The following is a 25,121-nucleotide window of genomic DNA, read 5'->3' as shown; positions in this document are numbered from 1 at the left end:
GGGTTCGGAGGGTAACTTCTGCATACCTCTACTGTTACTGCTCAATACAAAAATTTTCGCAAAGCGGTTTAACTTACTTTTGCACCGTGTAAAAAAAACCGAGTGAGTAACTTTACCGATTCAGCATTAGCTAAACGGCCACGTCGCTCTGCATCCACAGTGCTGTAAATCAATGACACAAAATATTCTGTCAATGCCGCCGCATTGATATCAATACGAAACAACCCAACTTGTTGCCCAGCTAAAAAATAGCGATCAACAGCATTACTATAATGTACCCACAGTGTATTTTCTGCCGTGCAAGCTTCTGGTGTGTAATTAAACATTTGATAAATCAATACTTCTCGATGCTCGAGATGCATACTGATTAGTGATGATATTGAAGCCTCAGTCGGTTCGGCACTCTTGGCTGAAATGGTATCTGCAATATGATTAAGTACCGCTGTGCCATATTCGTTAATTTTTTCAACAATCGATTCTCTTGAACCAAAAGTTCTATGTAAGGTGGCACGGCTCACACCAATGGCTTCTGCTAACTCTTTAACCGTTGCTCGCGGCTGTTCTACCATGGCTTTTGCTAACTTTCTTAATAAGTTATCGTCTAGTTGCATGATAACCCCACAATTAGTAATTCTATTGCGGTATTCTGCGCTTAATTCATTAAAGTGTCAAATGAGACAATATTGTCTCATTTGGTTTTCGGGTGTATCATAGCCGCGTTTTATACTCTAACTTGTAAGGTGAATCATGAATAAGCCGTTTACTCGTCGCAACACCGTCGCTGTTGTGCTTTTTTCCAGTGCGTTGTTACTTGCGGGATGCTCTGACTCTGCACCTACTGCACAACCAGAGGCGAGCGCGCTGCCAGTAACTACTCTTAATGTTACAACTGAACAATTAATGCTTATTAGTGATCTGCCAGGCCGGGTGGAACCTATGCGAGTTGCACAAGTACGTGCTCGTGTCGCAGGTATTATCTTGCAACGTAATTTTACTGAAGGTGCCGATGTTGCCGCTGGCGATGTGCTATTTCAAATTGATCCAGCACCGTTAAAAGCCGCCTTAGCACGAGCCGAAGGCGAGCAAGCAAAAGCCGATGCAGAATTATTAAATGCGCAAGCAAAAGTAACACGTTACGAGCCCCTTGCCAAAATAGAAGCAATTAGCCAGCAAGATTTAGACAATGCCTTGGCTGAGCTTCGCACGGCACAAGCGGCTGTAAGCTCAGCAAGAGCCACCGTAGTCAGTGCCAAATTAGATTTAAGTTATGCCACCGTAACAGCCCCAATCTCCGGACGCATTGGCCGAGCATTAGCAACCGAAGGGGCACTGGTTGGGCAGGGCGAAACAACATTGTTAGCCACAATACAACAGCTTAACCCCGTTTATATTGATTTTACGCAGCCGGTGGCAAAAGCACTGGAATTACAGCAATTGCTAAAAAGCGGCCAGCTTGCTGATAGTACAGATAAAAAATTAACAGCAACCATCGAAGGCACGCGGTATGAAGCCAAAGGCGATTTGCTCTTTAGCGATATTGCCGTTGAACGCAGTACTGGGCAGATCACGCTACGCGGCGAATTTGACAATGCCGAACATATATTACTACCTGGGATGTATGTGCGTGTAAAAGTGCCGCAAGCACAGGTGGCGGATGCCATTTTGATCCCGCAACGCGCCGTGCAGTTTGATGCCAATGGTAAAAGTAGTGTGTGGGTTGTTGATGCCAATAACACTGTGCAACCAGTCGCGGTTGAGCTAGGAATTATGCAAGGTAAAAACTGGCAAATCACTCAAGGACTAAGCGCCGGTGACAAAGTCATTACCGGTGGTATTTCAGCCTTAATGCCAGGTAGTGCAGTATTTGATACGGCAGCCGCCCAGTAATTGATGCTTTAGTAGCAGAGGAAACACCATGTCTCAATTTTTTATCGGGCGCCCCAATTTTGCCTGGGTAGTTGCCTTGTTTATTACACTAGGTGGATTACTGGCGCTGCCGAATCTACCTGTTTCACAATATCCAACAGTGGCACCACCGCAGGTCACCATTTATGCAACATACCCTGGTGCTTCTGCGCAAGTATTAACGGATTCCGTTACCAGTATTATTGAGCAAGAACTTAATGGCGCCAAAAATTTACTGTATTTTGAATCATCAAGTAATGCCAACGGCATAGCCGAAATCACCGTAACCTTTGAACCCGGTACGGATCCTGATTTAGCACAGGTTGATGTACAAAATCGTTTGAAAAAAGCCGAATCACGCTTACCGCAAGTAGTGCTTGATCTTGGTGTGCAGGTTGAACAGGCCAGCTCTGGTTTTTTAATGATTTATTCGTTGAGTTATGCTGACGGTACTGCAGCAGGTGCAGATATCGTACAGCTGGCAGATTATGCGGTACGTAATGTCAATAATGAAATTTTACGAGTGCCTGGCGTAGGTAAAATTCAGTTTTTTGCCTCAGAAGCCGCCATGCGAATTTGGGTAGACCCACAAAAGTTACTGGCTTACGACTTATCTATTGCGGATGTTAATAATGCCATTAGTGCACAAAATATTCAGATTGCCGCCGGCAGTTTTGGTAGCAGCCCGTCGTTAAAAGAGCAGGAGCTGGCCATTACTTTACAAGTAAAAGGCTTGATGGAAAATGCAGAAGAGTTTGGCAATATTTTGCTACGTTCTACCGCCAATGGCGCCACCGTTAAATTATCTGATGTGGCCAGAATTGAAGTGGGAAATCAAGATTATGGCTTTATGTCTAGGCAAGATGGTAAACCTACCGTTGGTACTGCAATTCAGTTATCACCGGGTGCTAATGCCATCGCTACCGCTAAAGCCGTTAAAGATCGCTTGCAGGAATTATCGACATCATTTCCAGATAATGTCGAATATTCTGTACCTTACGATACCTCACGCTTTGTTGATGTAGCCATCAAAAAGGTTATTTATACGCTAGTTGAAGCGATGATCTTAGTGTTTATTGTCATGTATTTGTTTTTACAAAACGTGCGTTACACGTTAATTCCTTCTATCGTTGTACCCGTTTGTTTGATGGGAACCATGGTGTTTATGTATTGGCTGGGGTTCTCAGTTAATATGATGACGATGTTTGGTATGGTACTCGCCATCGGTATTTTGGTGGATGATGCCATCGTTGTGGTAGAAAACGTCGAACGTATCATGGCAGAAGAAGGATTACCGCCATTAGCCGCCACAATAAAAGCGATGCAGCAAGTATCTGGCGCTATTGTCGGTATAACGATGGTACTTACTGCGGTATTTTTACCGTTGGCCTTTATGTCCGGCTCTGTTGGTGTTATTTATCAGCAGTTCTCATTATCGCTTGCGGTGTCTATTTTATTCTCCGGCTTTTTAGCCTTAACCTTTACTCCGGCATTGTGTGCCACCTTGCTTAAGCCAATACCAGCAGGGCATCACGAGAAAAAAGGCTTTTTTGGTGCTTTTAACCGCGGCTTTAATCGTTTAACGGGTCGTTATGTCAATTTAACCAGCAGTACCGTGGGTAAAACCGGCCGTTATATGTTGATTTATGCGGGTATTGTGGCGTTACTGGCTTTTGTTTATTTACGTTTGCCGGAGTCTTTTGTACCAGAAGAAGACCAAGGTTTTATGATCGTTGATATTCAATTACCAGCAGGTGCCAGCCGTGGTAGAACCGATGCCGCTAGCACACAACTGGAAAACTTTTTGGCTGAGCGCGAAAGTGTCGAATCCACGTTTTTAGTCATGGGTTTTAGCTTTTCAGGCATGGGGGAAAATGCGGCCTTAGCATTTCCAACACTAAAAGATTGGTCTGAGCGTGGCAAAGGGCAATCAGCCGCTGATGAGGTACAAGCCGTTAATGCCCATTTTTATGGTCATAGCGATGCCGCAGTTATGGCGGTTTCTCCACCACCGATTGAAGGCTTAGGCAATTCTGGTGGCTTTTCGTTACGCTTACAAGATCGCGGTGGTGTAGGGCGCGAAGCGCTTGTTGCAGCCAGAGATCAGTTATTGGCAGAAGTGTTCTCCAATCCTGCCTTTGCTTATGCGTATATGGAAGGTTTAGCCGATGCACCACAATTGAGCCTGCATATTGACCGTGAAAAAGCCAGTGCTTTAGGTGTGCGCTTTGATGCTATTAGCAATGCACTTTCTACGTCCTTTGGCTCAATGGTAGTAGGGGATTACTCCAATACTGGCAGACAACAACGGGTGATTGTACAAGCAGAAGCCAATAGCCGCGCAACAGCAGAAAGCGTGTTAACACTTTATGTCAGTAATGATAAAGGTGAACAAGTTCCATTTAGCGCTTTTGCCACCACACAGTGGAGCAAAGGCCCTGTGCAGTTGTCACGTTATAACGGCTATCCAGCCTTTAAGATCGGCGGTGATGCAGCACCTGGCGTCAGCTCTGGTGATGCTATGGCGGCAATGGAGCAAATAATCAGTACGTTGCCTGAAGGAATAGGTTATGAGTGGACGGCACTGTCTTATCAGGAAAAATTTGCCAGCGGCCAAGCACCTAAATTATTAGCACTCTCTATTTTAGTTGTGTTTTTATTATTGGTTGCCTTGTACGAAAGTTGGTCTATCCCGTTATCGGTTATGTTGATTGTCCCAATCGGTGCATTAGGTGCAGTGCTTGCCGTACTTGTCGCCAATATGGCTAATGATGTGTACTTTAAGGTTGGTTTAATCACGATTATCGGGCTTTCAGCTAAAAACGCCATCTTAATCGTGGAGTTTGCCAAAGATCTATTGGCGCAAGGTTACTCGTTACGCGAAGCCGCTATTGAAGCTGCAAAATTACGTTTCAGACCAATAGTCATGACTTCTGCGGCATTTATCTTAGGCGTAGTACCACTGGCGTTAGCATCTGGTGCGGGGGCAGCAAGTCAGCAGGCGCTTGGCACAGGGGTTATTGGCGGTATGCTTAGTGCTACAGTTCTGGGTGTTATTTTTGCTCCAATTTTCTTTGTTGCCGTGCTTGGTCTATTTAACGCAAAAAAAGCTGAGCAAACTACTCAAACTCATAATAAGGAGACGCAATAATGATGTTTTATAAAGTACCATCATTTATAGCGTTATCTATTGCACTTGCCGGGTGCTCGCTGGCCCCCGAGTATCATAAACCGGCAGCGCCGATAGCAAATGCATGGCAAAGTGGTGATACCGTTGTTGTTGAGCAAACAGAAAGTCAAAGCTGGGAAGCCTTCGTTACCGACGCAGCATTACGGCAATTAGTGCAAACGGCATTGACGAATAACCGCTCATTTCGACAAACGTTATTGGATATAGAAAGCGCCAGAGCACAATATCGCATTGTGCAATCTGACCGCGTTCCCCAGTTGCAGGCCGCTGGTAGCGGTAATCGTCAGCAAATACCGGCCAGCTTATCTCCTACTGGTGTTGCCGGCGTTAGCAGTAATTACCAAGTGGGGTTAACTTTACCGGAGTATGAACTAGATTTATTTGCCCGAGTAAAAAACCTTTCAGATGCTGCGCTGGAGCAATATTTGGCAACAGAGGCGGGGAGTAGAGCTACTCAAGTTGCGCTAATCGCCGAAGTGATTCAAGCATTTTTAACCTATGAAAGCACGCAACAGCAAGCGATACTGGCGAATAGTACAGTTGAAACACGCGTAAAATCATTAGAGTTAGTGACGCAACGACGTACTTTAGGTGATGCATCGGCATTAGATTACCAAGAAGCTTATAGTGTCTTGCAACAAGCTAATATTGCTTTGGAGCAAGCTAATAGAGCACATCAACAGGCGCAAAATGCCTTAGTGTTATTACTGGGCACTCCTGATGCTGCTACGTTGTTGCAAAGCACAGTATTGGCGCAACCGAGTGAAAAACGCATAGTGCAATATATAGAGGCGGGTACGCCATCACTATTAATTGCTAATAGGCCCGATATTTTAGCCAGTGAACACCGCTTAAAAGCTCGACATGCTGATATTGGTGCCGCACGCGCTGCGTTTTTCCCAAGAATTTCCTTAACAGGAAATTTTGGCACGGCAAGTAATGAGATGTCCGGTTTATTTGAAAGTGGCTCAAAAGCCTGGGCTTTTATGCCACAAATCTCATTACCCATTTTTACTGGCGGCCGTAATCGGGCTAACTTAACGCTAGCAGAGGTAAGAAAAGATATTGCGATAGCAGAATACGAGTACCAAATCCAAAGTGCTTTTCGCGAAGTCGCTGATGCATTAGCCGCAAGTAGCTCGTTGCAACGGGAAGAACACGCTCAAGCTGAATTAGCTAGTTCTGCCAATAAAACGCTGCAGTTAGCCGAAGCGCGTTATCGTGCCGGTGTTGATAGTCATCTGCGTTATCTGGATGCCCAACGACAGCATTTTAGTGCACAGCAAAATCTGATTACCGTGAGTACGCAGCAGCAACTCGCACTCGTCGATTTATTCCGCGCACTTGGTGGTAACTGGTATGCCAAAACGCCTTAATCGGTAAGGTGACTCTTAACGGTCAAGTAATTTAAAACAGCTCGCTATAACAGTGAGCTGTTTTTTATGGCTATAAAATAGACTACCGATAATGCTTACATAATGTGACGCTGGGTGTGTCTAGAGTACTGTTAAAATCTAATTTGGTGTAACAACGTCGAGCATTCGATATCGATACCTTCAGCGCCATCCGCTTAAGAAATAATTCAGGTGCTGATGGTATAGAGCCTCTTGGTTTTGGTAGACAGCAGTGCAGCTCTATTTTCTACGCATTATTTCACTTTTGTAGCCTTATAAGTATTTACACCTTTAATCAAAGAAAACCCTGTCAGTTGGTTTTCAGTATCGGTTTCAAATCGGACCGTAGCATCCGGAGCTGTCAGGAAGAAGCTGGAGTTTGCTTCCCGGTGCAGCTCAAGGCGTTTGCCGCTGATTAAATTGCTTTGGAAATATAGGCGATCTGCTTCTGCAAGAATAAACGCAGGTTTATCTAATAGCAGGTATTCACCAGCTAATGTTTGGTTGAGCTTAGCATCTGGCGCTATGACTGCTTTTTCTGTGACCTTAAAGTCGGGCCAGTTGTATTCGGCGGCAATACTGGTAAATATTTCTTCAATTAATGCCATGCCATTATCGCTGTTGGTCAGCACTACTGCACCCTGACCGGTTTTTGTATAGCCGAATAATAAAGTGCGAAATCCTTTGTTGCCACCACTGTGACTAAAACTGGTTCTGTCTAGCTGCTGTTCAACAAAAAAGCCAAGGCCAGTTTCACCTAAGCCGCGCGTTAACATGGTTTTAGTCATTTGGCTGGAAAGTATGCTGTCTGAAGTACCAGCTTCCGACTTCTGCACTTCAATAATTATTTTTGCTAAATCTGCGGCTGTGCTCCACATGCCTGCAGCTGCCAGTTCAGGGTTTTGGTGCCACAAGCCTGGAATGGCTGCACCGCTGCTATCATGCCCAGCGGCAGCATTTTTGCGCTCTTGCTGTGGCAACTGTGCGGCGAAGCGGCTGTGCTGCATATCTAAAGGGGTAAATACGATATCTTGTAATAGCTGTGGAAAATCCTTTTGGCTTGCTTCCATCATCATCAATTGGATGATGGTGTAACCACCGCCGGAATAGCTCCATTGAGTGCCTGGTATTGCTTCGACACGAACTGGTGCAGTATTCGCTGGTGCTTCACCGTTCAATACTGCAAGTAAGCTTGGTACTGCTTGTTGATCATTTTGTGTAAGTGCATAACCATGAAAACCATGCACATTGACGCCAGCACTATGGTTCAGCAACTGCCGCAGGCTCACTTTATGCTCTTTGGTGAAGTCATTCTCAGGCAGTTTCCAGCTTTTCAGTTGGCTATTTATATCGCCATTCAGCTGAAGTTTTCCTTGCTCAACCAGATGTAATGCAGCCATGGCGCTGACGGCTTTGCTGATAGAGGCGGTTTGAAACAAGGTGGTTAATGTGGTGTTTGCATTGCTGCCTGCAACATTTACCCCATAAGCTTGGGCCCACTCAAGTCGACCATTGTTTACAACCGCAATGCTTACAGCAGGAACCTGGTGATAGTGCATCCGATGTGCCAACTGCATTTTCTGAGCTGATGCGCCTTTGACAATAACTGACGTTGACAGCCCTTGTTCTACGCGGCTGATTTTCTCATCCAGTGCGGCCGGGTCTGAACGGGCTGCACCTACACAGGCACTACCTACGGCAACTAATATCAGGGTTTTACGCAGTAACTGAGGTACGGGCATCAGAGAGTCTTCCGTGAGTTAGTGGCCAGAATGTGGTTCTAACAAATTAATTTATCTAAGATTATTGAAAATCGGCTGCAGTTGCAATGATGGAGATGTAAGCAGATGTCTTTAAAACTCTGCCAGATGCTTGTCGATCTTTGCCTTTTCCATCCGACTAAGCACTGTGAATCAATCACTGCTATCTTTACTGCTGCATCAGCTGGCTGTGCAGGGTATTGCCAATTTTAGGAGCAACGCGATGAAATTTAACCCGGTAGTGCATTTTGAAATTTACGTAGAAAACATGGAACGCGCCAAAGCATTTTATCAGGCGCTGTTTGATATCAAGCTGGAACCTATGCCATCGCCCACGCCGGAGCTTGAGATGGAAATGTGGTTCTTCCCGATGGATAAAGAAAACGGCATGAATTACTACGGTGCTGGTGGCAGCCTGGTGAAAATGGCCGGTTTTACCCCTGGCGGCGGTGGTACTCTGGTGTATTTTGGCTGCGAAGATTGTGCCGTGCAGGCTGAGCGTGCCAAAGCCAATGGCGGCAGTATACAGCAGCCGAAAATGTCTATTGGCGTACATGGTTTTTGCGCTGTGGTGCGCGACTGTGAAGGCAATTTAATTGGCCTGCACTCGATGACATAAGTTAGTAGCGGCAGAGCAGAATTAAACTGGTTGCTGTGCGCGCGCTGGTTAGCAGATTTCACGCAGCTTTTACTCGCCCGTTAGTATTTTAAAATGCCTGTTTTTTTTCAACAAAACAGGCATTTTATGCATATAAAGTATGAGGTGCTATATTTTTGCGTTGGTCTGGCGGCCTCCGCATCTTCGATGCGGAATTTTCCTGCTGGCTATTGCGTGTCGGGATATAGTGCAATGGCTCTGCGAAGCTTGACCAGATGGATGTCACCTCGTGTCGAAGGGCTCCAATATTCAGTATGTGTAAAGCCATCTTTTATTTTCGTCCAATCTAATTCGATTTCTTCAATTGGTGATTTTGTCAGATCTTCAGGAGGCGCCATTTTTCCGTTGTTGTTATCAAAACTCTTATAACTAAAGTTGCGACTGACCAAGCCGGAAATTAAATCGCCCTTAACGAAATTTTTGTGAGGGGTGTATATATTTGTCCATTTAACGGCTGCGAATACAGCCCCATGATGTAAATAGCAATCAGAACCAGCGCCGTAATACCAGCTCCCACTCTCAGTTAGAGGCGGAGAAGTAGGGTATTCTCTGTCTAGTTTTCTTTTAACAAACTGTGTTTCGTTGTCAAATAACAAAATATCAGCGTAGGTAAGCGGGCTACCTAAAGTTACAAAATCAGATATCAGCCAGTTATTAGCCAGATCATTTTGGGTAAGCTCATTAAATAGATGGCGTTGCAGATCCCAATATCCCTTCTGATCAAAGGTGGCTAAGCCACAATCTGAAGTCATTAATTGTAATTTGTCTGCCAGTTCTTTAGCTTTTTCGGAAAGCGGAGTTGATTTAGAACTACTGCCTTGAGTTACTTCAAATTTGTTATGCCTAGCCCAAAGGTGATTAAGAATGTCATAGGCAATAATGGAGCCTAGGCTATGGCCAACTAACACAATGCGGTTGTATTCCCCTGTTTGATGAATGCGTTCCAATAGCTCAATACCGCCTTCTCGAATTGCCTGCCTTATTGCGATATTTGCCGGCTCAGCGCGAACGTAACGGGCCACATCGCCAAAGTAATCGGTAAAAAATTTTCTGAGTTTATTGCAATAGAATAGGACGGCTCCCTCTATTGCGCTGATTAAAACGCCGAGGATTAAGGCTGCAATAGCGTTGCTTTTATAGTACTCAGTTAAGCAGTGAACGGCGAACAACCAGCCAACTATACTCGAGCTCCCGAGAAGGAAAACTCCCCACAGCATATACCACAGGGGCTTAAGTGATTTTGGATGATTTTTGTATCTGTCGGGAGAGCATTTTAGCAATGCCAGAAACCAGCCAACAAAATGCTCCCATTTAGTGCCTACGGTATGATGTGCCCAATAATATTCGTAGAAGTCTGTTCTGCAGACGCGATCGTCTGAGCCTTTAATCTTGGGCCTGTCTGTTGTAATACGGCGTTGTTCGAAAGATTCGCATACTGCGCTGGGCTTATTCCAAAAATGAGGATCTTCCAGTTGCTTGTCCTGTTTCCATACATGAGCTACAAATTGCCGGATGGTTTCCATTGGGCGTTGCTCGCCCATACCATGGATCACCACTACGGCTTGTTTTAGCTTTGGTTTAGAAGATGTATCAGATTTGTGTTGTTCATTTGAAGTATCCGTATGATTTGTCATTGCCAGTTCCATATAGCACAACATTCACCTTGCAACGGATTAATGCAAGTAACTCGAATTTTTTGGTTGATAGTTAATCAATAATATTGTGGATTAGTACTCTGTCAAGTTGGCTTAAAGCCGGCCCGATAAGGTTGGCCAGCATTTGAGCTATTAGTTGGGTTGCCTTACAGCGTCTAATATCCCACCATTTTTCTGCTAAGCGTTCGATACGCGCATAACTATGAGTTTTGTTCATAGATTGATGAAATAATATCATTTTTATTCATGTAGCCCTGGGTGTATAAATTACACATGGCTTTAAGTCTAGACGTCTAGATGTTTTTATCGGCGGTTAGCAAAGGGGATAGCAGAGCATGAATAACGATTTTACTTTTACCATTAAGCGTATCCGGTTTGATGAACATTATCAGCCGGCAGACAGCACGCGCATTACCACCAACTTCGCCAATCTGGCACGGGGTGAGTGCCGCCAGCAGAATTTGCGTAATGCTTTAACGATGATTAACAACCGTTTTAATGCACTGGCGCAATGGGATAACCCCAAAGGCGATCGTTACTCTGTCGAGCTGGACATCGTATCCGTTGATGTGGATATTGACGGCAATGGCTCAAGCTTCCCGTCGATTGAAGTATTAAAAACCAATATTGTTGATCATAAAACCAACGAGCGTATTGAAGGCATTGTTGGCAATAACTTTTCCTCTTATGTGCGGGATTACGATTTTAGCGTATTGCTGCTGGAGCACAATAAGCATCAGGCCCGGTTCAGCATACCGGATAATTTTGGCGAGCTGCATGGCAAGCTGTTCAAATATTTTGTTAACTCAAATGCTTACAAGCAGCATTTTAACAAGCCACCGGTTATCTGCCTTAGTGTGTCGGATAACAAGGTTTATCAGCGTACGGAAAACCAGCACCCGGTACTGGGAGTGGAATACCTGGCAAACGAGTCGTCATTAACCGAGCAGTACTTTAAAAAAATGGGCTTGCAGGTGCGCTATTTTATGCCGCCAAACAGTGTGGCGCCTTTGGCTTTTCATTTTGTTGGTGACTTACTTAACGATTACACCAACCTTGAGCTGATTAGCACCATCAGCACCATGGAAACCTTCCAAAAAATCTACCGGCCGGAAATTTATAACGCCAATGCCGTAGCTGGCAGGTGTTATCAGCCAAATTTGCGCAATCAGGATCATTCCATCACGCAAATTGTGTACGACCGCGAAGAGCGCAGCAAGTTAGCTATAGCGCAGGGCAGGTTTGCTGAAGAGCACTTTATTAAACCGCACCGCGCGGTGCTGGAACAATGGTCGGCTAACTACGCTTAATAATCGGGAACATGACTTAAGATGAAAACACTATTACCTACCTCAACGGCCGGCAGTTTACCTAAACCATCCTGGCTGGCAGAGCCTGAAACACTTTGGTCACCGTGGAAATTGCAGGGAGAAGAACTGATTAGCGGCAAGCAGGATGCACTGCGGCTGTCATTGCAACAACAACAACTGGCCGGCATTGATATTGTTAGTGATGGCGAGCAAAGCCGGCAGCACTTTGTCACCACCTTTATAGAGCACTTAAGCGGCGTGGATTTTAATAAGCGTAAAACGGTGAGAATTCGTAACCGCTATGATGCCAGTGTACCAACGGTAGTGGGCCCGGTGTCGCGGCCAAAGCCGGTGTTTGTTGCAGATGCTAAGTTTTTACGGGCGCAAACCACGCAGCCGATAAAATGGGCTTTGCCGGGCCCGATGACAATGATCGACACCCTGCACGATGACCACTACAAAAGCCGCGAACAACTGGCGTGGGAGTTTGCCAAAATACTAAACCAGGAAGCAAAAGAGTTAGAGGCTGCCGGTGTTGATATTATTCAGTTTGACGAACCAGCCTTTAACGTGTTTTTTGATGAAGTTAATGAGTGGGGCATTAAATGTTTAGAGCGCGCCATCGAAGGGCTTAAATGCGAAACGGCAGTACATATTTGCTATGGCTATGGCATTAAAGCCAATACCGACTGGAAAAAAACCTTAGGCTCTGAGTGGCGGCAATACGAAGCAGTATTCCCCAAGCTGCAACAATCCAATATTGATATTATTTCACTGGAGTGTCACAACTCGCATGTGCCTATTGAGTTGCTGGAGCTTATCCGCGGTAAAAAAGTGATGGTCGGCGCCATTGATGTGGCAACTGACACCATAGAGACACCGGAGCAAGTAGCGGCAACGCTTAGAAAAGCGCTGCAATATGTCGATGCCGACAAGCTTTACCCTTGCACTAACTGTGGTATGGCGCCGTTATCCCGTGACGTTGCCACTGGCAAGCTCAATGCCTTAGCGGCAGGGGCAGAGATTGTGCGCAATGAACTGCTGGCCAGGTAAGATGCAACAAACTTGAGAAAAGTTGGCCAACATGCACGGGCCGGTTACACGCAAGGCGGCAAATTTCACGCAGCTTTCACACGGCAATCGGTAAATTTAATGCCTGTTTTGTTGTAACAAGAAAGGCATGTTATGCACACCAAGTATTGCGCGCTGTATCTTTGCCTGGGCCTTGCGGCGCAGCCTGTGGCGGCTGAGCCGCAGCGGGTAGAGCAAGTTTTAGCGGATACTGCACAAATTGACGGGCAATGCTGTATCGAACAGCTTATCAGCCGGGCTATTACTGACTTTGAACAACGCGCCCGTGCCGACTGGTCTTATCGTGTTTCGCGCTATGAAAACGAAGAAGGAGAAATTAGCAGCAGTATTGAATTGTTCGACCCGACAAGGGCGCTGAGCCAGCAATGGACGTTGCTTAGCGTTAATGGTCAACCACCAAATAATAAGCAACTGCGCAAGTTTGCTGAAAAAAAACTGGCTGAAACTAAGCAAAAACAGACAGAAAATAGCGGACAGCAGAGCTTCTCCGTGAAGTTGCGCGACCTTATTCAAATTGACACATTGCAACTGCTATCAAGCGAGCCGCAGCGTTTTCAGGCCGGCTTTGCTGTGTATCTCAGCCAGTTGGGTGCAGAGGCGTCGCAGCATCTGAAAGGAAGCCTTATCTTTGACAAACAGCAGCACTATATTGAAAGTATTGAAATTACTAATACCGCCAGCTTTTCGCCGTTATTCAGCGCCGATATTAAGGAGTTTAAGCTAACGCTTAGCTTTATTAAAATTGATACGGCGATACTGCCAGCACGGCAGGAGCTGACTATGAAAGGCCGCTTCGCGTTTTTTACCACTATTGATGAAGTATCGACCGCTACTTATTCTGATTACCGTTATGTAGGCCCGTAATATCTGCAGCTCTGGCCTGAACATTACTATGGTATATCACTGGGCGGGAAGCTGATCGATACAGTGGTGCCCGTATTGCTGTTTACCGCCATCTGCCAGCCCTGGTGTTCGCACAGCCGTTTTACAATGGATAAGCCAAAACCAAAGCCGGTGCTTTGCGTGCCTTTAACCCCGGCGTCAGTGATGTGGCCGCAGATCGCCGGTTCTATGCCCGGGCCGGTATCGCGGATCTGCAGCTGGTTATTAATAAAGGCGAGGCTTACTGTGCCGGATTCAGTATATTTAAACGCATTGCTTAAAATGTTATCCAGCAACACTTTAAGCATATCCGGGTTGGCGTTGATACTCACATCGCAGTTATCGTTGATATCAATTTCTATCTGCTTACCGCTTAGCAGTATGCGGTTATCCAAAATGGCTTTTTCCAGCAGCGGCATCAGCCGGGTTGCGCTGTGTTTGCCGGGGGCATGTTGTTCTCTGGCCAGCATTAACAGCGTGTGGGCGGCTTTTTCTATCTGATCGGCGGCGTCGTAAATGCGCTGCAACACGGCGTTGTCAGCGGTGCTGCTGACGGCCTGGCTATGACACAGTTCAACGGCGTTTTTTATTACTGCCAGCGGCGTGCGCAGCTCGTGGCTGACATCGCGGGTAAAGCATTTTTCACGCTCTAAAGCCTGAGCAATCCGGCAAAACGTATGTTCCAGCGTGCGCGCCAAAATACCCACTTCATTATTAGGAAACTGACGGGAGAATTTATCCGGCAGCTGCTGTGGCGCCGCGCCATCAACCAGCTGTGCCAGTTGCTTTAGCGGCCGGGTGGTGTTTCTGCTAACCAACCAGGCTATCAGGCAAGCAATGCTGCTGATTAACAGGCCGCTGATGGCTAAAAATTGCAGCACGCCACCGCGAATGGGCCGTACCAGTAACTCAGTGCTTACCTCTGCCAGCAGCGACACACCTGGGTGCGCAGGAAAACGATACAAGTGATAATGCCGATCCTGCTGGCCGTAAAACTCTTTACGCTCCGGCTCGGCCAAGGCAGAGGCTCGCATATCATCCGGGTAGGTGGTGCTGGAAAAATGCAACTGCATAGTATGGTTTCTTGGCGCTGGCCAGTGACCGCTTTCCTGGTACTGGCTACTTAAGTAGGCGGCTTCGCGCAGCATATCTTTTTCGATAAAGCTGTCTTCCAGTGTGTACATCAGTACAAAGGAAATGAAGCTGTAAAGCGCTGAGATCAGCAGCGTAAAAATACAGAACTGCCATACGATACGCCGGCTTAAACTATGGAATTTTTGTCCGGGCTTATTTAGATCAGTTACATCAGGCATCACTTTTCTGCTACCTCCAGGGTAAAGCCGACAGCAAACACGGTTTTTATCATCGGGTAGGTAAAAGGCTTATCCAGCACCGCCCGCAATTGATAAATATGTGACCGTAGTGCGTCAGACTCTGTTGGTTCATCGCCCCACAGCTTGCAACTTAACTCAGAGCGGCTAACCACTTGTGGATAGGCGTCTGCCAGTACCGTCAGAATTTTATAGCCCATAGTGGTGAGCTCCAGCAGTTTGCCATCGCGGCTTGCTGTTTTGCGTGTTTTGTCCAGCAGCAAAGGACCAAGCTGTACCGAGGTCTTGCCTTGTAAGCGGTGCCGACGGCAAAGAGCCAGGCAGCGCACTTCCAGCTCTTGTAACGAAAAGGGCTTGGTCAGGTAGTCGTCAGTGCCGACATGAAAGCCAGCGACTTTATCATCGATACTGTCTCTGGCAGTGAGCATTAACAGCGGAATATGCCGCTGCGCTTTTTCCCGCAGCTGACGGCACACTTCAAGGCCATCCATGGCTGGCAGATTTAAATCGAGAATAATCAGGTCGTAATAGTGTTGCAGCGCTAACGCCAACCCTTGTGTGCCCTTGACAGCAAAATCAAACACATGGCCTTTTTGCTCCATATACTCGGCAATATTTTGGGCAATATTCAGCTGATCTTCAATCAGCAGTACATGCAGGGCTGAAGACGGCGTTAGCGCAGTTTCCATTAGGCTTCCAATTGTATTACTACATTACAGCGACATGCTGTTTAGCATGACTTTAGCAGGTTCAAACTCAGGTTTGTTGGCTAATATCTGCTTAAGTGTTGCCGTAGCCGCAGCCTTATCGCCAAGCTTTTGCTGCGCCTTAGCAATTTGCAGATCCAACGCCGGATTATTGATCGCGCTTTGGCTCAGCAGCATTAGCGTCAGCGCATGCTGCCATGCCGTTTCGGTGTTAGCGGCAGTGAAATAGTAGTAGCCATACATGCCTGCCAGTTCAATATGAAGCTGCTCCGGGTTCGATGCTAACGCTTGTGCCGCGTCCGGCTTGCCATCCAGCAAGGCTGCCACTAACGCCAGGGTGTGATCGTCTTTATGCGGTGGCATAACAAGTGGCGTAATGCCAAGCGATTTAACCAGTGCTGTGGCCACGGCAACGGTAGAGGTAGGGTTTTGGCCGGTGATAAGCCGGTTATCCACTACCACATGATTGAGCATAATAGGGCTGGCTTGAAAGATACCACCACGCTCCGTCAGTTTATCCTGCAATAAAAATTCAAATTTTGGCAGCCACTTTTTACCAAACAATTGCTCTTCCTCATTGGTAAAGCTGTTAACCGCTTTATTGGCAACCAGATAGCTGCCATCGGCTAACTTAACGTTTACCAGCGCAGCTGGGCCATGGCAAACCGCAGCGACCGAACCGTGCTGCTGATAAATAGCGGCAATCAGTTGTTGTAACGCGGCGTCTTTTGGTAAGTCAAACATGGCGCCTTTGCCGCCAACGATAAAAATGCCGTTATAGTTAGCGGCATCCAATTGCGCTGTGGCCAGGGTGTTAGCCAGTTTTGCCATTATGGCGGGGTCATCCAGCACTTGCTGATTGTACGGCTTGGCTGGATCGTACTCATCGGCCTCCACCGGGCCACCTTGCGGGCTGGCAATGTCAACGTCAATACCATGTGCTTTAAATACCAGATAGGCTTTGGCAAATTCATCAAATTCATAACCGGGCGCTTGTTGCCCCTGTTGTTGGCCGTGGCCGCTTAACACCAACAAAATACGCTTGTCGTCCGGCTGTGCCGCTACGCCGGCGGCCATCAGTAGTAACGCCAACAGTGGGATGAATGGCAATAAGTAACGTTTAAGTAATTGCATAATACTGTCTCCGTTTAAGCATTAAATTTTAGTTGTTTTAGGTTTCAGTGAGCAGCATGTCAGCCCGGTTGTGAAAGCCATGTGAAAGCAATTTAAAAACTGCCTTTTAATCGGCAGCTGATGGCTTATTCCGCCATAAGTTGTCGTACTGAACCGGCCAGACTATGTTTAGCGGCGACAACACCCAGTGCGGTGACCAGCAGTAAAATGATGGCTAAGGTTGTCAGTAACCAGATAAAATCAGGGTGATACGGTAGTGAAAACTGCGATTGATAAATGAGTAACCCCGCCAACCAGGTACCCATGATGGCACCGGTTGCCGCAATAGCGGCGGTAGCCAGCCACTCAATGGCGGTAAGCTTTAAGCAGGTAGCGCGGGAAAAACCAAAACTGAGAATGATGCTGTTCTTTTGTTTTTCTCTGGCTTCCTGCGCATGCACAGAGGACACAATAACGATAGCTGCCAGCATAATGATCAAGGCGGAAAAGCCACTGATCACCTGAGTAACCATCGCCAGTGTAGTATCAAAGCGTTGGGTCATCTCCTGCAGTGATACCATGCGCAGCGACGGGTGTACTTGCCACAGTTCACCCAGCAGAGCAAACTGAGCGTTTGCTAACTCCAGGCTGGCCATAGCGTAGTGCGGTGCTGCGATATGCTTAAGCGCTGTGGCTGGCATTTGCAGCCAAAAGGTAATAGAGCCGGCCCCGGGCTTATAGGCGTGGCTGGCAACAATAACCAGATCGATGCTGTGTCCTGCAATAAACAAGCTTAAGCGATCACCCAACTTCAAACCCAGATCGGTCATTACTTCTTGTTCCACCGCAACCTGCTGCCAGTTGCTATCACCGTGCTGCCACCACTGGCCGGCGATAATACGGTTATTGTCGGGCACGTCATCGTTCCAGTGCAGCCGCACCGGCTGGTTGAATGTGGCCAGGCTATCGCTGGGTTTTTGGCTGAAGTCAGCCAAATGCCGGCCATTTACCCTGGTCAGTTTGGCGTAGATAAATGGCTTATGCTGGCGTATAGCCACGTTGTGCTGTGTCGCCCAGCTCGCAATATCGGCCATCTGGGCGCTGCTGGCCTGTGACACCAGCAGGTTGCCATCGTGCTGGCGCTGATACGCTTGCATACTGCCACCAAGGTCTTTAAGCAGCATCAGGCTAAACAGCAATAAAAAGGCAGACAAACCTATGCCTAAAATCTGCGTGGTTTTACTCAGTAAGCGTTGTCTCATCATATACAGCGCGAACGGCAGTAAACCGGAGATATTGCTGGTTAACTTTTCGCCTATCGACAACAGCAACCAACTGCTGGCTAACATAAACACAATAGTTATCGCCATTGCCGTTAATAGCATGGCCGTTAATAAACCGTTATCTGAGTAGGCCACCGCAACAGCCAACAGTACCAGCACGGCACAGGCTAAAGACAGGCCATGGCTGAGCTTGCGCTGCGTATTATGAATCAGTTGAGCCACACTAGCGCGGTATAACCCGGCCCACACCGACAGTTGAAACACGCAAAACATAGCGGCGGTGGCCAGCACAGTTTGTGCTGCCAGGCGGAAGTTCCACTGCCAGCTAAGCCCGGCGAAGGTGGGGGTTAGCCACTGGATAAGCGCCCAATGGCACAGGGCAGATATCAGCAGCACTGCGGGCAGCAAAAACAACAACCCCAATAGCCACTTGATAACAGAGACTTGCACAGTGGTGCTTTTTGACGTGCCCAGGCTCAGGCAAACCGCGCTGAAAAACTGTTCTTTGCGCATTTGCAGCTGGGTCAGTTGTTGGATGGCAATCGCCGCCATAAAAAACAGAATAACAGATGCCAGACCAATAAAGTTTTCTGTACGTTGCCAAAACAACGCCAACGGGTGCGCACCTTGTTTGTGCTGCAGTTGCGCGGCGGGTAAATGGGCTTGTTGCCAGGCAATAATCTGCTTTATTTGCGCCTGGTTGGCTGCAATCAGGTAACGGTGCTGCACACTGTCGGCGGCAAAGTTGAAGCGTTCAAAATCCAGGCTATGCATTAAGGCACGCATATTGACGTTGTGCCCTTCCATTAAGCGGTCTGGCTCGTGCTGCAAAACCCGCGTCACGGTTAGCTTTTGGTTGGCAATGGCTAAGGGATCACCGATGCGCAGTGATAAGCTTGTTAACAGCCGCGAATCCAGCCAGATCTCGCCTGCTGCCGGGCCGGCAGAAGACAAGGTTTCGCTGCCGGTCAGGCTGGTCGATGAGCGCAGTTCACCGTGCAACGGGTAGTCTGCGGCCACGGCTTTTAGCGTTGCCTGCTGCCAGGTACCGTTGTGGGTCAGGGTGGTCGTCAGGCTTCTGGTCAGCACTATTTGCTGTGACATAGCCGCCAGTTCTGTGTGTTGGCTTTCAGTTAAGGCTTGCAACTGGCTGAGCACCAAATCGGCGCCGAGCAAGTTATTTAAGTTCTGGCTCAGATAAGCCTGAATGCCAGCGCTGGTTTGGCTTAATGCGACAATAAACACCATCAAAATGGTTTGCACCCATCTTAGCAAGTGCTGATGGCGGTGCTGTCGTTGCTGGCGATAAAAATGCCAGGCCAGAGTAAGGTTTTGGCTAAACACACTGCACCTCCGGCCGGCCTTTTTCAACCAGAGCTGCGTTACCATGACTAAAGCTAAACACATGCTGAGCACGGGCCGCCAGTTGCTCGCTATGGGTTACCATTACCAGTCCGGCGCCTTTTTGCTGACAGCAGGAAAACAGCAACTCAGCTATTTCTGCAGCACTTTGTGTATCCAGATTGCCGGTGGGTTCATCAGCAAAGATAAAGCGCGGTTCAAACACCAGGGCTCTGGCAATTGCTGCCCGTTGTTGCTCGCCGCCGCTTAGCTGTTTGGGTTTATGATGCAGCCGGTGGCCAAGCCCGACTTTTTCCAGCCATGCTGTAGCCTGTTGTTCCGCCTGTTTTTGGCCGCGCAGTTTAAGCGGCAGCGCCACATTATGCAGCGCCGTTAATTCCGGCAATAAGTGAAACTGCTGAAAAATAAAACCAATTTCTGCACGCAAATGATTAAGCGGCAGTATGCGCCCGTCTTGCATATAACTGGTTTGGCCTTCTGTAGGTTGTTCCAGGCCGGACATCAGCATCAACAGACTGGACTTGCCTGAGCCGGAAGGGCCGGTAATGGCATAAGACTGCCCCTGTACAATAGACAGGTTTAGCTGACTGAACAGCTGAACCTGCTTTTTATGGAGAGTGAAGGATTGACTGACATTGTTTAATTCAATACGACTTATCGCGGATGCCGGCATAACGGTTACTCTTGCTGGATAAACTTATCGCAGCATGGCCGTAGTGCTGTGAAACAGATGTGAAAATAGCACTTTAAGAAGCCTTCTCAGGTTTCAGCTAAAGCGGCTGTTAAGCAGGCGGTTTTGGTCTGCCTGGGATGCTCAGATTACAAAAACAGTTTTGGTTCTTTATCGGTTGCTGCCGTTAGCTGGTACTGCTGAACTGCGCTTACGGCCTGCTTTTCCCGCTCGCTGTTTTCACGGTTACGGTTGGCTTGTTCAATTAAGCCTTCCAGCGCTTTGCCGAGTTTATCCAGTTTGGCATCCAGTGCCGCTATTTTGCCGTCGCGCTCCGGGCTTTGCGGTTGCTGCTGCAGCGCTTCTTTTTCGGCCTGGGCTTCTTCTATTTTCTGCTGTATTTCATCGAACTTTTGTTTATCCAGCCCGATACGGTTGGCCAGCATCTGGTCCATTAGTTGACTTAAAAATGCCTCCTGCTGTTTGCTGGTTTCATCCTGCTGCGGTGTTTGCTGTGCGGCCGGTGTTGCCGCAGGCGTAGCTATACCGGCAATTTCTTGCCGCTGGGTGCTGCTATCGGCGGCTTCTGCTTCGGGTTTTAGCAACTGATACTGTAGTTGGTAGTTATTAATACTGAGGCCTGACACGGTCATTTGCTGTACTCCGCTTAAGATAGAAGTTTGCCTGTACCGAAATAAAGCAGAAACTGTGCCAGTTGCTAAGGTTATAAGCTCGCCAGTAGCAGGTTAAGTGGTTTTAGCCGTTATTTGACGGAGGATACTGCTATACCAGCGCAACTGGCATAGCGTTGGTTAACTGTAATCTGTTAACATTTGCTCAAAGCATAAGCAGTAGAGGTTGAGATGTTGCAGTGGTTACATCAGTGGTTTGAGCATCCGGCCGATCCTTTGCTGCTTGCCGGTAGTTATGATCCCAGCCTGGTGCTGCTATCTTTTTTAATCGCAGTATTTTCCTCTGCTATTGCCATGCATATTACCGCTCAGGCTATCAGCGTTAAGAAAAAAAGCGTACGCCTGCTGATGCTGGGTAGCGGCAGTATTGCATTGGGCGGCGGTGTCTGGTCAATGCACTTTATCGGTATGCTGGCGTTTGCCTTGTGTACCGGTGTCAGTTATCAGCCAGGTTTAACCTTTTTATCTATGTTACCCAGTATTGCGGCCTCCTGGGTGGCGCTTGATCTGATCAGTAAACAACAGCTACGCAGACTGCAACTGTTGGGCGGCGGCGTATTGGTGGGTGCCGGTATTGGTACCATGCATTATATGGGCATGGCCGCTATGCAAATGTCGGTGGCCTTGCGTTACGACTTGCCGATGTTTTTGCTGTCTATTCTGGTGGCGGTAGTGCTGGCCATTATTGCGCTGTGGGTTCGTTTTGGCCTGCGCCGCTTTAATCTGGCGCCGCACTGGCTTACGTTGCTAAGCAGTGTGGTAATGGGGGCGGCAATAAGCGGTATGCATTATACCGGTATGGCGGCAGCCCGTTTTGTACCGCCGCCGGGTTTTACCGCAATGAGCAACAACGACGATATTTCCTGGCTGATGGCGTTGACGGTTGCTTTTATTACGCTGATGATCACTGGCCTGGTGGTAGCAGTAAACTTGCTGCTTAAATACCGCGAGCTAAACCAACAGGTTAAGGCCAAAGAAATTCTGGCCAGAGATAATGAAGAAAAGTATCGCTCGTTAATCAGCAATATTCCCGGAGCCGCTTACCGGTGTTTATATAATGATAACTGGGACATGCTGTTTATCAGCAATGCTGTTGAATTATTGTCCGGTTATCCGGCCAGCGATTTTATGCTGCCCTCGCCACAGCGCAGCTGGTCTGATTTAGTGCACCCGGCAGATAAAGCTACCACTATGCAACTGGATTTATATCAGGGCAGTTTTACACTGGAATACCGTATCCGCCATCAGGATGGCAGCTGGCGCTGGATTTTAGAGCATGGCGAAGCGATAAAATCAGACCGCGGCGACATTATCTGGTTAGACGGCTTTTTAATGGATATCAGCGCGCGTAAACAGATGGAACAAGAGCTGGTACAGGCCAAAGATATTGCTGAGCAGGCTGCTGAAGCCCGCGCCGCCTTTTTAGCCAATATGAGCCATGAGATCCGCACCCCCATGAATGCCATTATTGGTTTTAGCGATTTAATGCTGTCGGCTGATTTGCCGCCACAGCAACATAAACACCTGCAAACCATTCACAGCGCTGCACGCTCTTTATTGCATTTGCTAAACGATATTCTTGACAGTGCCAAGCTGGAAAAAGGCAAGCTGGAACTGGAATACGCCGACTTTTCGTTACCGGCATTATTGGATACCGTGGTGTCTACCCTGTGGCTGCAGGCCCGCAAAAAACAGCTGCAGCTTACGCTGGAGCTTGACCCTGCAGCAGGCGAGTTTTACTACGGTGCGCCAGACCGGCTGCGCCAGGTGCTGACAAACCTGCTGGGTAATGCGATTAAATTTACTGAGCAGGGCAGTGTCAGGGTAAAAGTGCAGCTAACTGCACCGTCAGAGCTGACATTCAGCATTACTGATACCGGCATTGGTATTTCAGCGCAGCGTTTGCCCTACATTTTTGATGCTTTTACCCAGGCTGATGCTTCAATGAGCCGCCGCTTTGGTGGCACCGGGCTTGGCACCACTATCAGTAAACAGTTAGTTGAACTGATGGGCGGCCGGATCAGTGTGCAAAGCACCGAAGGTGAAGGTAGCTGTTTTAGCTTTACTGTGCCGCTAAAGCCCGGTGTGGCACAGGTGCAACACAATACTGAGCAGGCACTGGCGTTACCGGCGTTATCTGTGCTGGTAACCGACGACATAGCGCAAAATCTGGAACTGCTGCAACTGATGCTGGAGCGCGCCGGGCATACTGTGGTGGCGGTGGCAGATGGTGAGCAAGCGGTAGCGGCGGTGCAGCAGCAACATTTTGATGTAGTGCTGATGGATATTCAGATGCCGGTAATGGATGGCCTGGAGGCATGCCGGTTGATCCGCCAGTGGGAAGACGCACAGCAGCGTAAGCCATTGCCTGTTATCGCCTTAACCGCCAGTGTGCTGGACGAAGATAAAGTTGCCGCCAAAGAAGCCGGTATGCAGGGTTTTGCCAGCAAACCGGTTGATTTTACTGCGCTAAGCAATGAAATAGCGCGGGTGCTGCAGCTTAATACCGGCACCCCGGCTGTTAGCGCCGCAGCAAAACCTGCGCCACTGCAACTGCTAAATATGGCAAAAGCTATGCAATTGTGGGGCTCGGTAACACATTATCAGCCGCAGCTTGAGCAATTTTTGCAACAGCAACAGCCTATGCTGCTAAAAGCTGCCGGGTATTTGCAGGCGCAGCACTTTGCTGAGTTACAAAAAGTGGCGCACGCCATTAAAGGTGTAAGTGGCAACCTGGCACTGGAGCAGCTGAGTAAACTCTGTGCTGAGTTAGAGCAGGCGGCCCGGCAGCAGCAACATGAACGGGCAGACAAAACCTTGCAACAAATTATGCACAGCTGGCCGCAATATCAGGCGGCCTGCCAGCAATTGCAACAGCAAGCCGCTAAGGGCGCAGCTAAGCCGCTACAGCAGTTTGACGATAATGCCCTTGCCGCGCTGCTCGCTACCCTGCAACAGGCACTGCAGCGCCATGAGCTGGAAGATGGGGTACTAAAACAGCTGGAAAGATACAGCGGAGCGCACGAGGCACAGATCTTATCGTTGCTGGATGCCGTAAATGATTTTGACTTTACCCATGCTTTAGCTGTGCTTGAGCAGTTGCAACAGCATATCAACACAGGACAACATTAATGGCCGATAAGCAAACCTTGCTGCTGGTAGATGACGAGCCAACCAACCTGCGGGTGCTGCGCACTATACTGCAGGACGACTACCGGCTGCTGTTTGCCAAAAATGGTGAAGAGGCGCTGCAACTGGTGCAACAACAGCAACCGGACCTGATTCTGCTGGATGTAATGATGCCAGGCATGACCGGTTACGATGTATGCGCCCGCTTAAAAGCCAATGTAGAAACCCAGCGGCTGCCGGTTATTTTTGTTACTGCATTAAAAGATGAGGTAGACGAAACTAAAGGCTTTGCGGTGGGGGCGGTAGATTACATTACCAAACCGGTATCACCTGCTGTGGTAAGGGCCAGGGTAAAAACTCATTTGTCGTTGGTACGTGCTGACGAGCTGAAGCAAACCCGGCTGCAGGTTATTCAGCGGCTGGGCCGGGCAGCAGAATATAAAGACAACGAAACCGGGTTACACGTAATGCGTATGAGCCACTACGCCCAGGTACTGGCACTGGCTTATGGTTTATCTGCGCAGCAAGCAGAAGATTTGCTGCATGCTGCGCCAATGCATGATATTGGCAAAATAGGCATTGCCGACAGCATTTTGCTAAAGCCCGGCAAGCTTACCGCAGAAGAGTATCAGCAAATGCAGCAGCACCCGCTGATTGGCGCAGAAATTATCGGTGAATGTGACTCTGAGCTGCTGCGTATGGCCAAAGTGGTAGCGCTGTATCATCACGAAAAATGGGATGGCAGCGGTTATCCGCATGGCCTGGCGGCAGAGGCTATTCCGCTTGAAGCCCGTATTGTGGCCGTGTCGGATGTATTTGATGCCCTGACCAGCGCGCGGCCGTATAAACAAGCCTGGAGTATTGAAGATACTCTGCAGTATATGCGGGCGCAAAAGGGCCGGCATTTTGAACCCCGGCTGGTCGATCTGCTGGAGCAACACCTGCCTGATCTTCTCGCTATCCGCCAACGCTGGGCCGAGTAAAATCA

At 48.1% G+C, this 25,121-nt stretch carries 18 protein-coding genes; 9 read left to right on the top strand and 9 right to left on the bottom strand.

What is annotated here, in order from left to right:
• Positions 1-68 precede the first annotated feature (68 nt).
• Entirely contained in the window at positions 69-611 is a 543-nt protein-coding gene (locus M2404_RS02635) for a TetR/AcrR family transcriptional regulator (RefSeq protein WP_259238136.1), read from the bottom strand.
• Positions 612-747: 136 nt separating this feature from the next.
• Between M2404_RS02635 and M2404_RS02630 the strand changes: the two genes are divergently transcribed.
• From M2404_RS02630 to M2404_RS02620, 3 genes are read left to right on the top strand one after another with little or no spacing between them, the layout of a single operon-like run.
• Positions 748-1,887 (top strand): efflux RND transporter periplasmic adaptor subunit, encoded by a 1,140-nt coding sequence (locus tag M2404_RS02630; RefSeq protein WP_310503055.1) that lies wholly within the window; start codon positions 748-750, stop codon positions 1,885-1,887.
• Positions 1,888-1,915: 28 nt separating this feature from the next.
• Positions 1,916-5,056 carry an efflux RND transporter permease subunit gene (locus M2404_RS02625; RefSeq protein WP_259238134.1) on the top strand — a complete coding sequence of 1,047 codons (3,141 nt, stop codon included), beginning with the start codon at positions 1,916-1,918 and terminating at the stop codon, positions 5,054-5,056.
• The gene (locus M2404_RS02620) at positions 5,056-6,471 is read left to right on the top strand and encodes an efflux transporter outer membrane subunit (RefSeq protein WP_259238132.1); all 1,416 of its coding nucleotides are present in this window, start codon (positions 5,056-5,058) and stop codon (positions 6,469-6,471) included. The genes M2404_RS02625 and M2404_RS02620 overlap by 1 nt, the downstream gene beginning before the upstream one ends.
• 272 nt (positions 6,472-6,743) lie before the next feature.
• Here the strand turns inward: M2404_RS02620 and M2404_RS02615 are convergent, their stop codons facing one another.
• On the bottom strand, positions 6,744-8,231 hold the full coding sequence (locus M2404_RS02615) for a serine hydrolase domain-containing protein (RefSeq protein ID WP_259238131.1): 1,488 nt from the start codon (positions 8,229-8,231) through the stop codon (positions 6,744-6,746).
• Positions 8,232-8,472: 241 nt separating this feature from the next.
• Here M2404_RS02615 and M2404_RS02610 point away from each other — a divergent pair, with 241 nt between their 5' ends.
• Positions 8,473-8,868 (top strand): VOC family protein, encoded by a 396-nt coding sequence (locus M2404_RS02610; protein ID WP_259238130.1) that lies wholly within the window; start codon positions 8,473-8,475, stop codon positions 8,866-8,868.
• 206 nt (positions 8,869-9,074) lie between these two features.
• Here the strand turns inward: M2404_RS02610 and M2404_RS02605 are convergent, their stop codons facing one another.
• The gene (locus M2404_RS02605; RefSeq protein ID WP_259238129.1) at positions 9,075-10,541 is read right to left on the bottom strand and encodes a hypothetical protein; all 1,467 of its coding nucleotides are present in this window, start codon (positions 10,539-10,541) and stop codon (positions 9,075-9,077) included.
• A 356-nt stretch (positions 10,542-10,897) separates the two neighbouring features.
• Between M2404_RS02605 and M2404_RS02600 the strand changes: the two genes are divergently transcribed.
• The 3 genes from M2404_RS02600 (at position 10,898) to M2404_RS02590 (ending at position 13,828) form a co-directional block, all read left to right on the top strand.
• Positions 10,898-11,872, top strand: coding sequence for a DUF1852 domain-containing protein (locus M2404_RS02600; RefSeq protein ID WP_259238128.1), 975 nt, complete (start codon positions 10,898-10,900; stop codon positions 11,870-11,872).
• Between the two features lie 21 nt (positions 11,873-11,893).
• Entirely contained in the window at positions 11,894-12,925 is a 1,032-nt protein-coding gene (locus tag M2404_RS02595) for a methionine synthase (RefSeq protein ID WP_259238125.1), read from the top strand.
• A 132-nt stretch (positions 12,926-13,057) separates the two neighbouring features.
• On the top strand, positions 13,058-13,828 hold the full coding sequence (locus M2404_RS02590; protein WP_259238123.1) for a hypothetical protein: 771 nt from the start codon (positions 13,058-13,060) through the stop codon (positions 13,826-13,828).
• A 26-nt stretch (positions 13,829-13,854) separates the two neighbouring features.
• On the opposite strand, the gene M2404_RS02585 is transcribed toward M2404_RS02590, so the two are convergent.
• From M2404_RS02585 to M2404_RS02560, 6 genes are all read right to left on the bottom strand, one after another.
• On the bottom strand, positions 13,855-15,159 hold the full coding sequence (locus M2404_RS02585) for a sensor histidine kinase (RefSeq protein WP_259238122.1): 1,305 nt from the start codon (positions 15,157-15,159) through the stop codon (positions 13,855-13,857).
• The gene (locus M2404_RS02580) at positions 15,159-15,866 is read right to left on the bottom strand and encodes a response regulator transcription factor (RefSeq protein ID WP_259238121.1); all 708 of its coding nucleotides are present in this window, start codon (positions 15,864-15,866) and stop codon (positions 15,159-15,161) included. Before M2404_RS02580 ends, M2404_RS02585 begins: the two co-directional genes overlap by 1 nt.
• Positions 15,867-15,890: 24 nt before the next feature.
• Entirely contained in the window at positions 15,891-17,018 is a 1,128-nt protein-coding gene (locus tag M2404_RS02575) for a type 1 glutamine amidotransferase domain-containing protein (protein ID WP_259238119.1), read from the bottom strand.
• Positions 17,019-17,143: 125 nt separating this feature from the next.
• Positions 17,144-19,624 carry an ABC transporter permease gene (locus M2404_RS02570; protein ID WP_259238117.1) on the bottom strand — a complete coding sequence of 827 codons (2,481 nt, stop codon included), beginning with the start codon at positions 19,622-19,624 and terminating at the stop codon, positions 17,144-17,146.
• Entirely contained in the window at positions 19,617-20,315 is a 699-nt protein-coding gene (locus M2404_RS02565) for an ABC transporter ATP-binding protein (protein WP_259238116.1), read from the bottom strand. Before M2404_RS02565 ends, M2404_RS02570 begins: the two co-directional genes overlap by 8 nt.
• A 146-nt stretch (positions 20,316-20,461) precedes the next feature.
• Positions 20,462-20,965 (bottom strand): hypothetical protein, encoded by a 504-nt coding sequence (locus M2404_RS02560; protein ID WP_259238114.1) that lies wholly within the window; start codon positions 20,963-20,965, stop codon positions 20,462-20,464.
• A gap of 210 nt (positions 20,966-21,175) precedes the next feature.
• On the opposite strand from M2404_RS02560, the gene M2404_RS02555 reads away from it, so the two are divergent.
• Positions 21,176-24,136 (top strand): MHYT domain-containing protein, encoded by a 2,961-nt coding sequence (locus tag M2404_RS02555; RefSeq protein ID WP_259238113.1) that lies wholly within the window; start codon positions 21,176-21,178, stop codon positions 24,134-24,136.
• The gene (locus tag M2404_RS02550) at positions 24,136-25,116 is read left to right on the top strand and encodes a response regulator (protein ID WP_259238111.1); all 981 of its coding nucleotides are present in this window, start codon (positions 24,136-24,138) and stop codon (positions 25,114-25,116) included. Before M2404_RS02555 ends, M2404_RS02550 begins: the two co-directional genes overlap by 1 nt.
• The last annotated feature ends 5 nt before the right edge of the window (positions 25,117-25,121 follow it).

Source organism: Rheinheimera pacifica, assembly GCF_024809855.1.
Taxonomy (GTDB): Bacteria; Pseudomonadota; Gammaproteobacteria; order Enterobacterales; family Alteromonadaceae; genus Alishewanella; species Alishewanella pacifica_A.
This window is presented reverse-complemented; position numbering and strand designations above follow the sequence as displayed.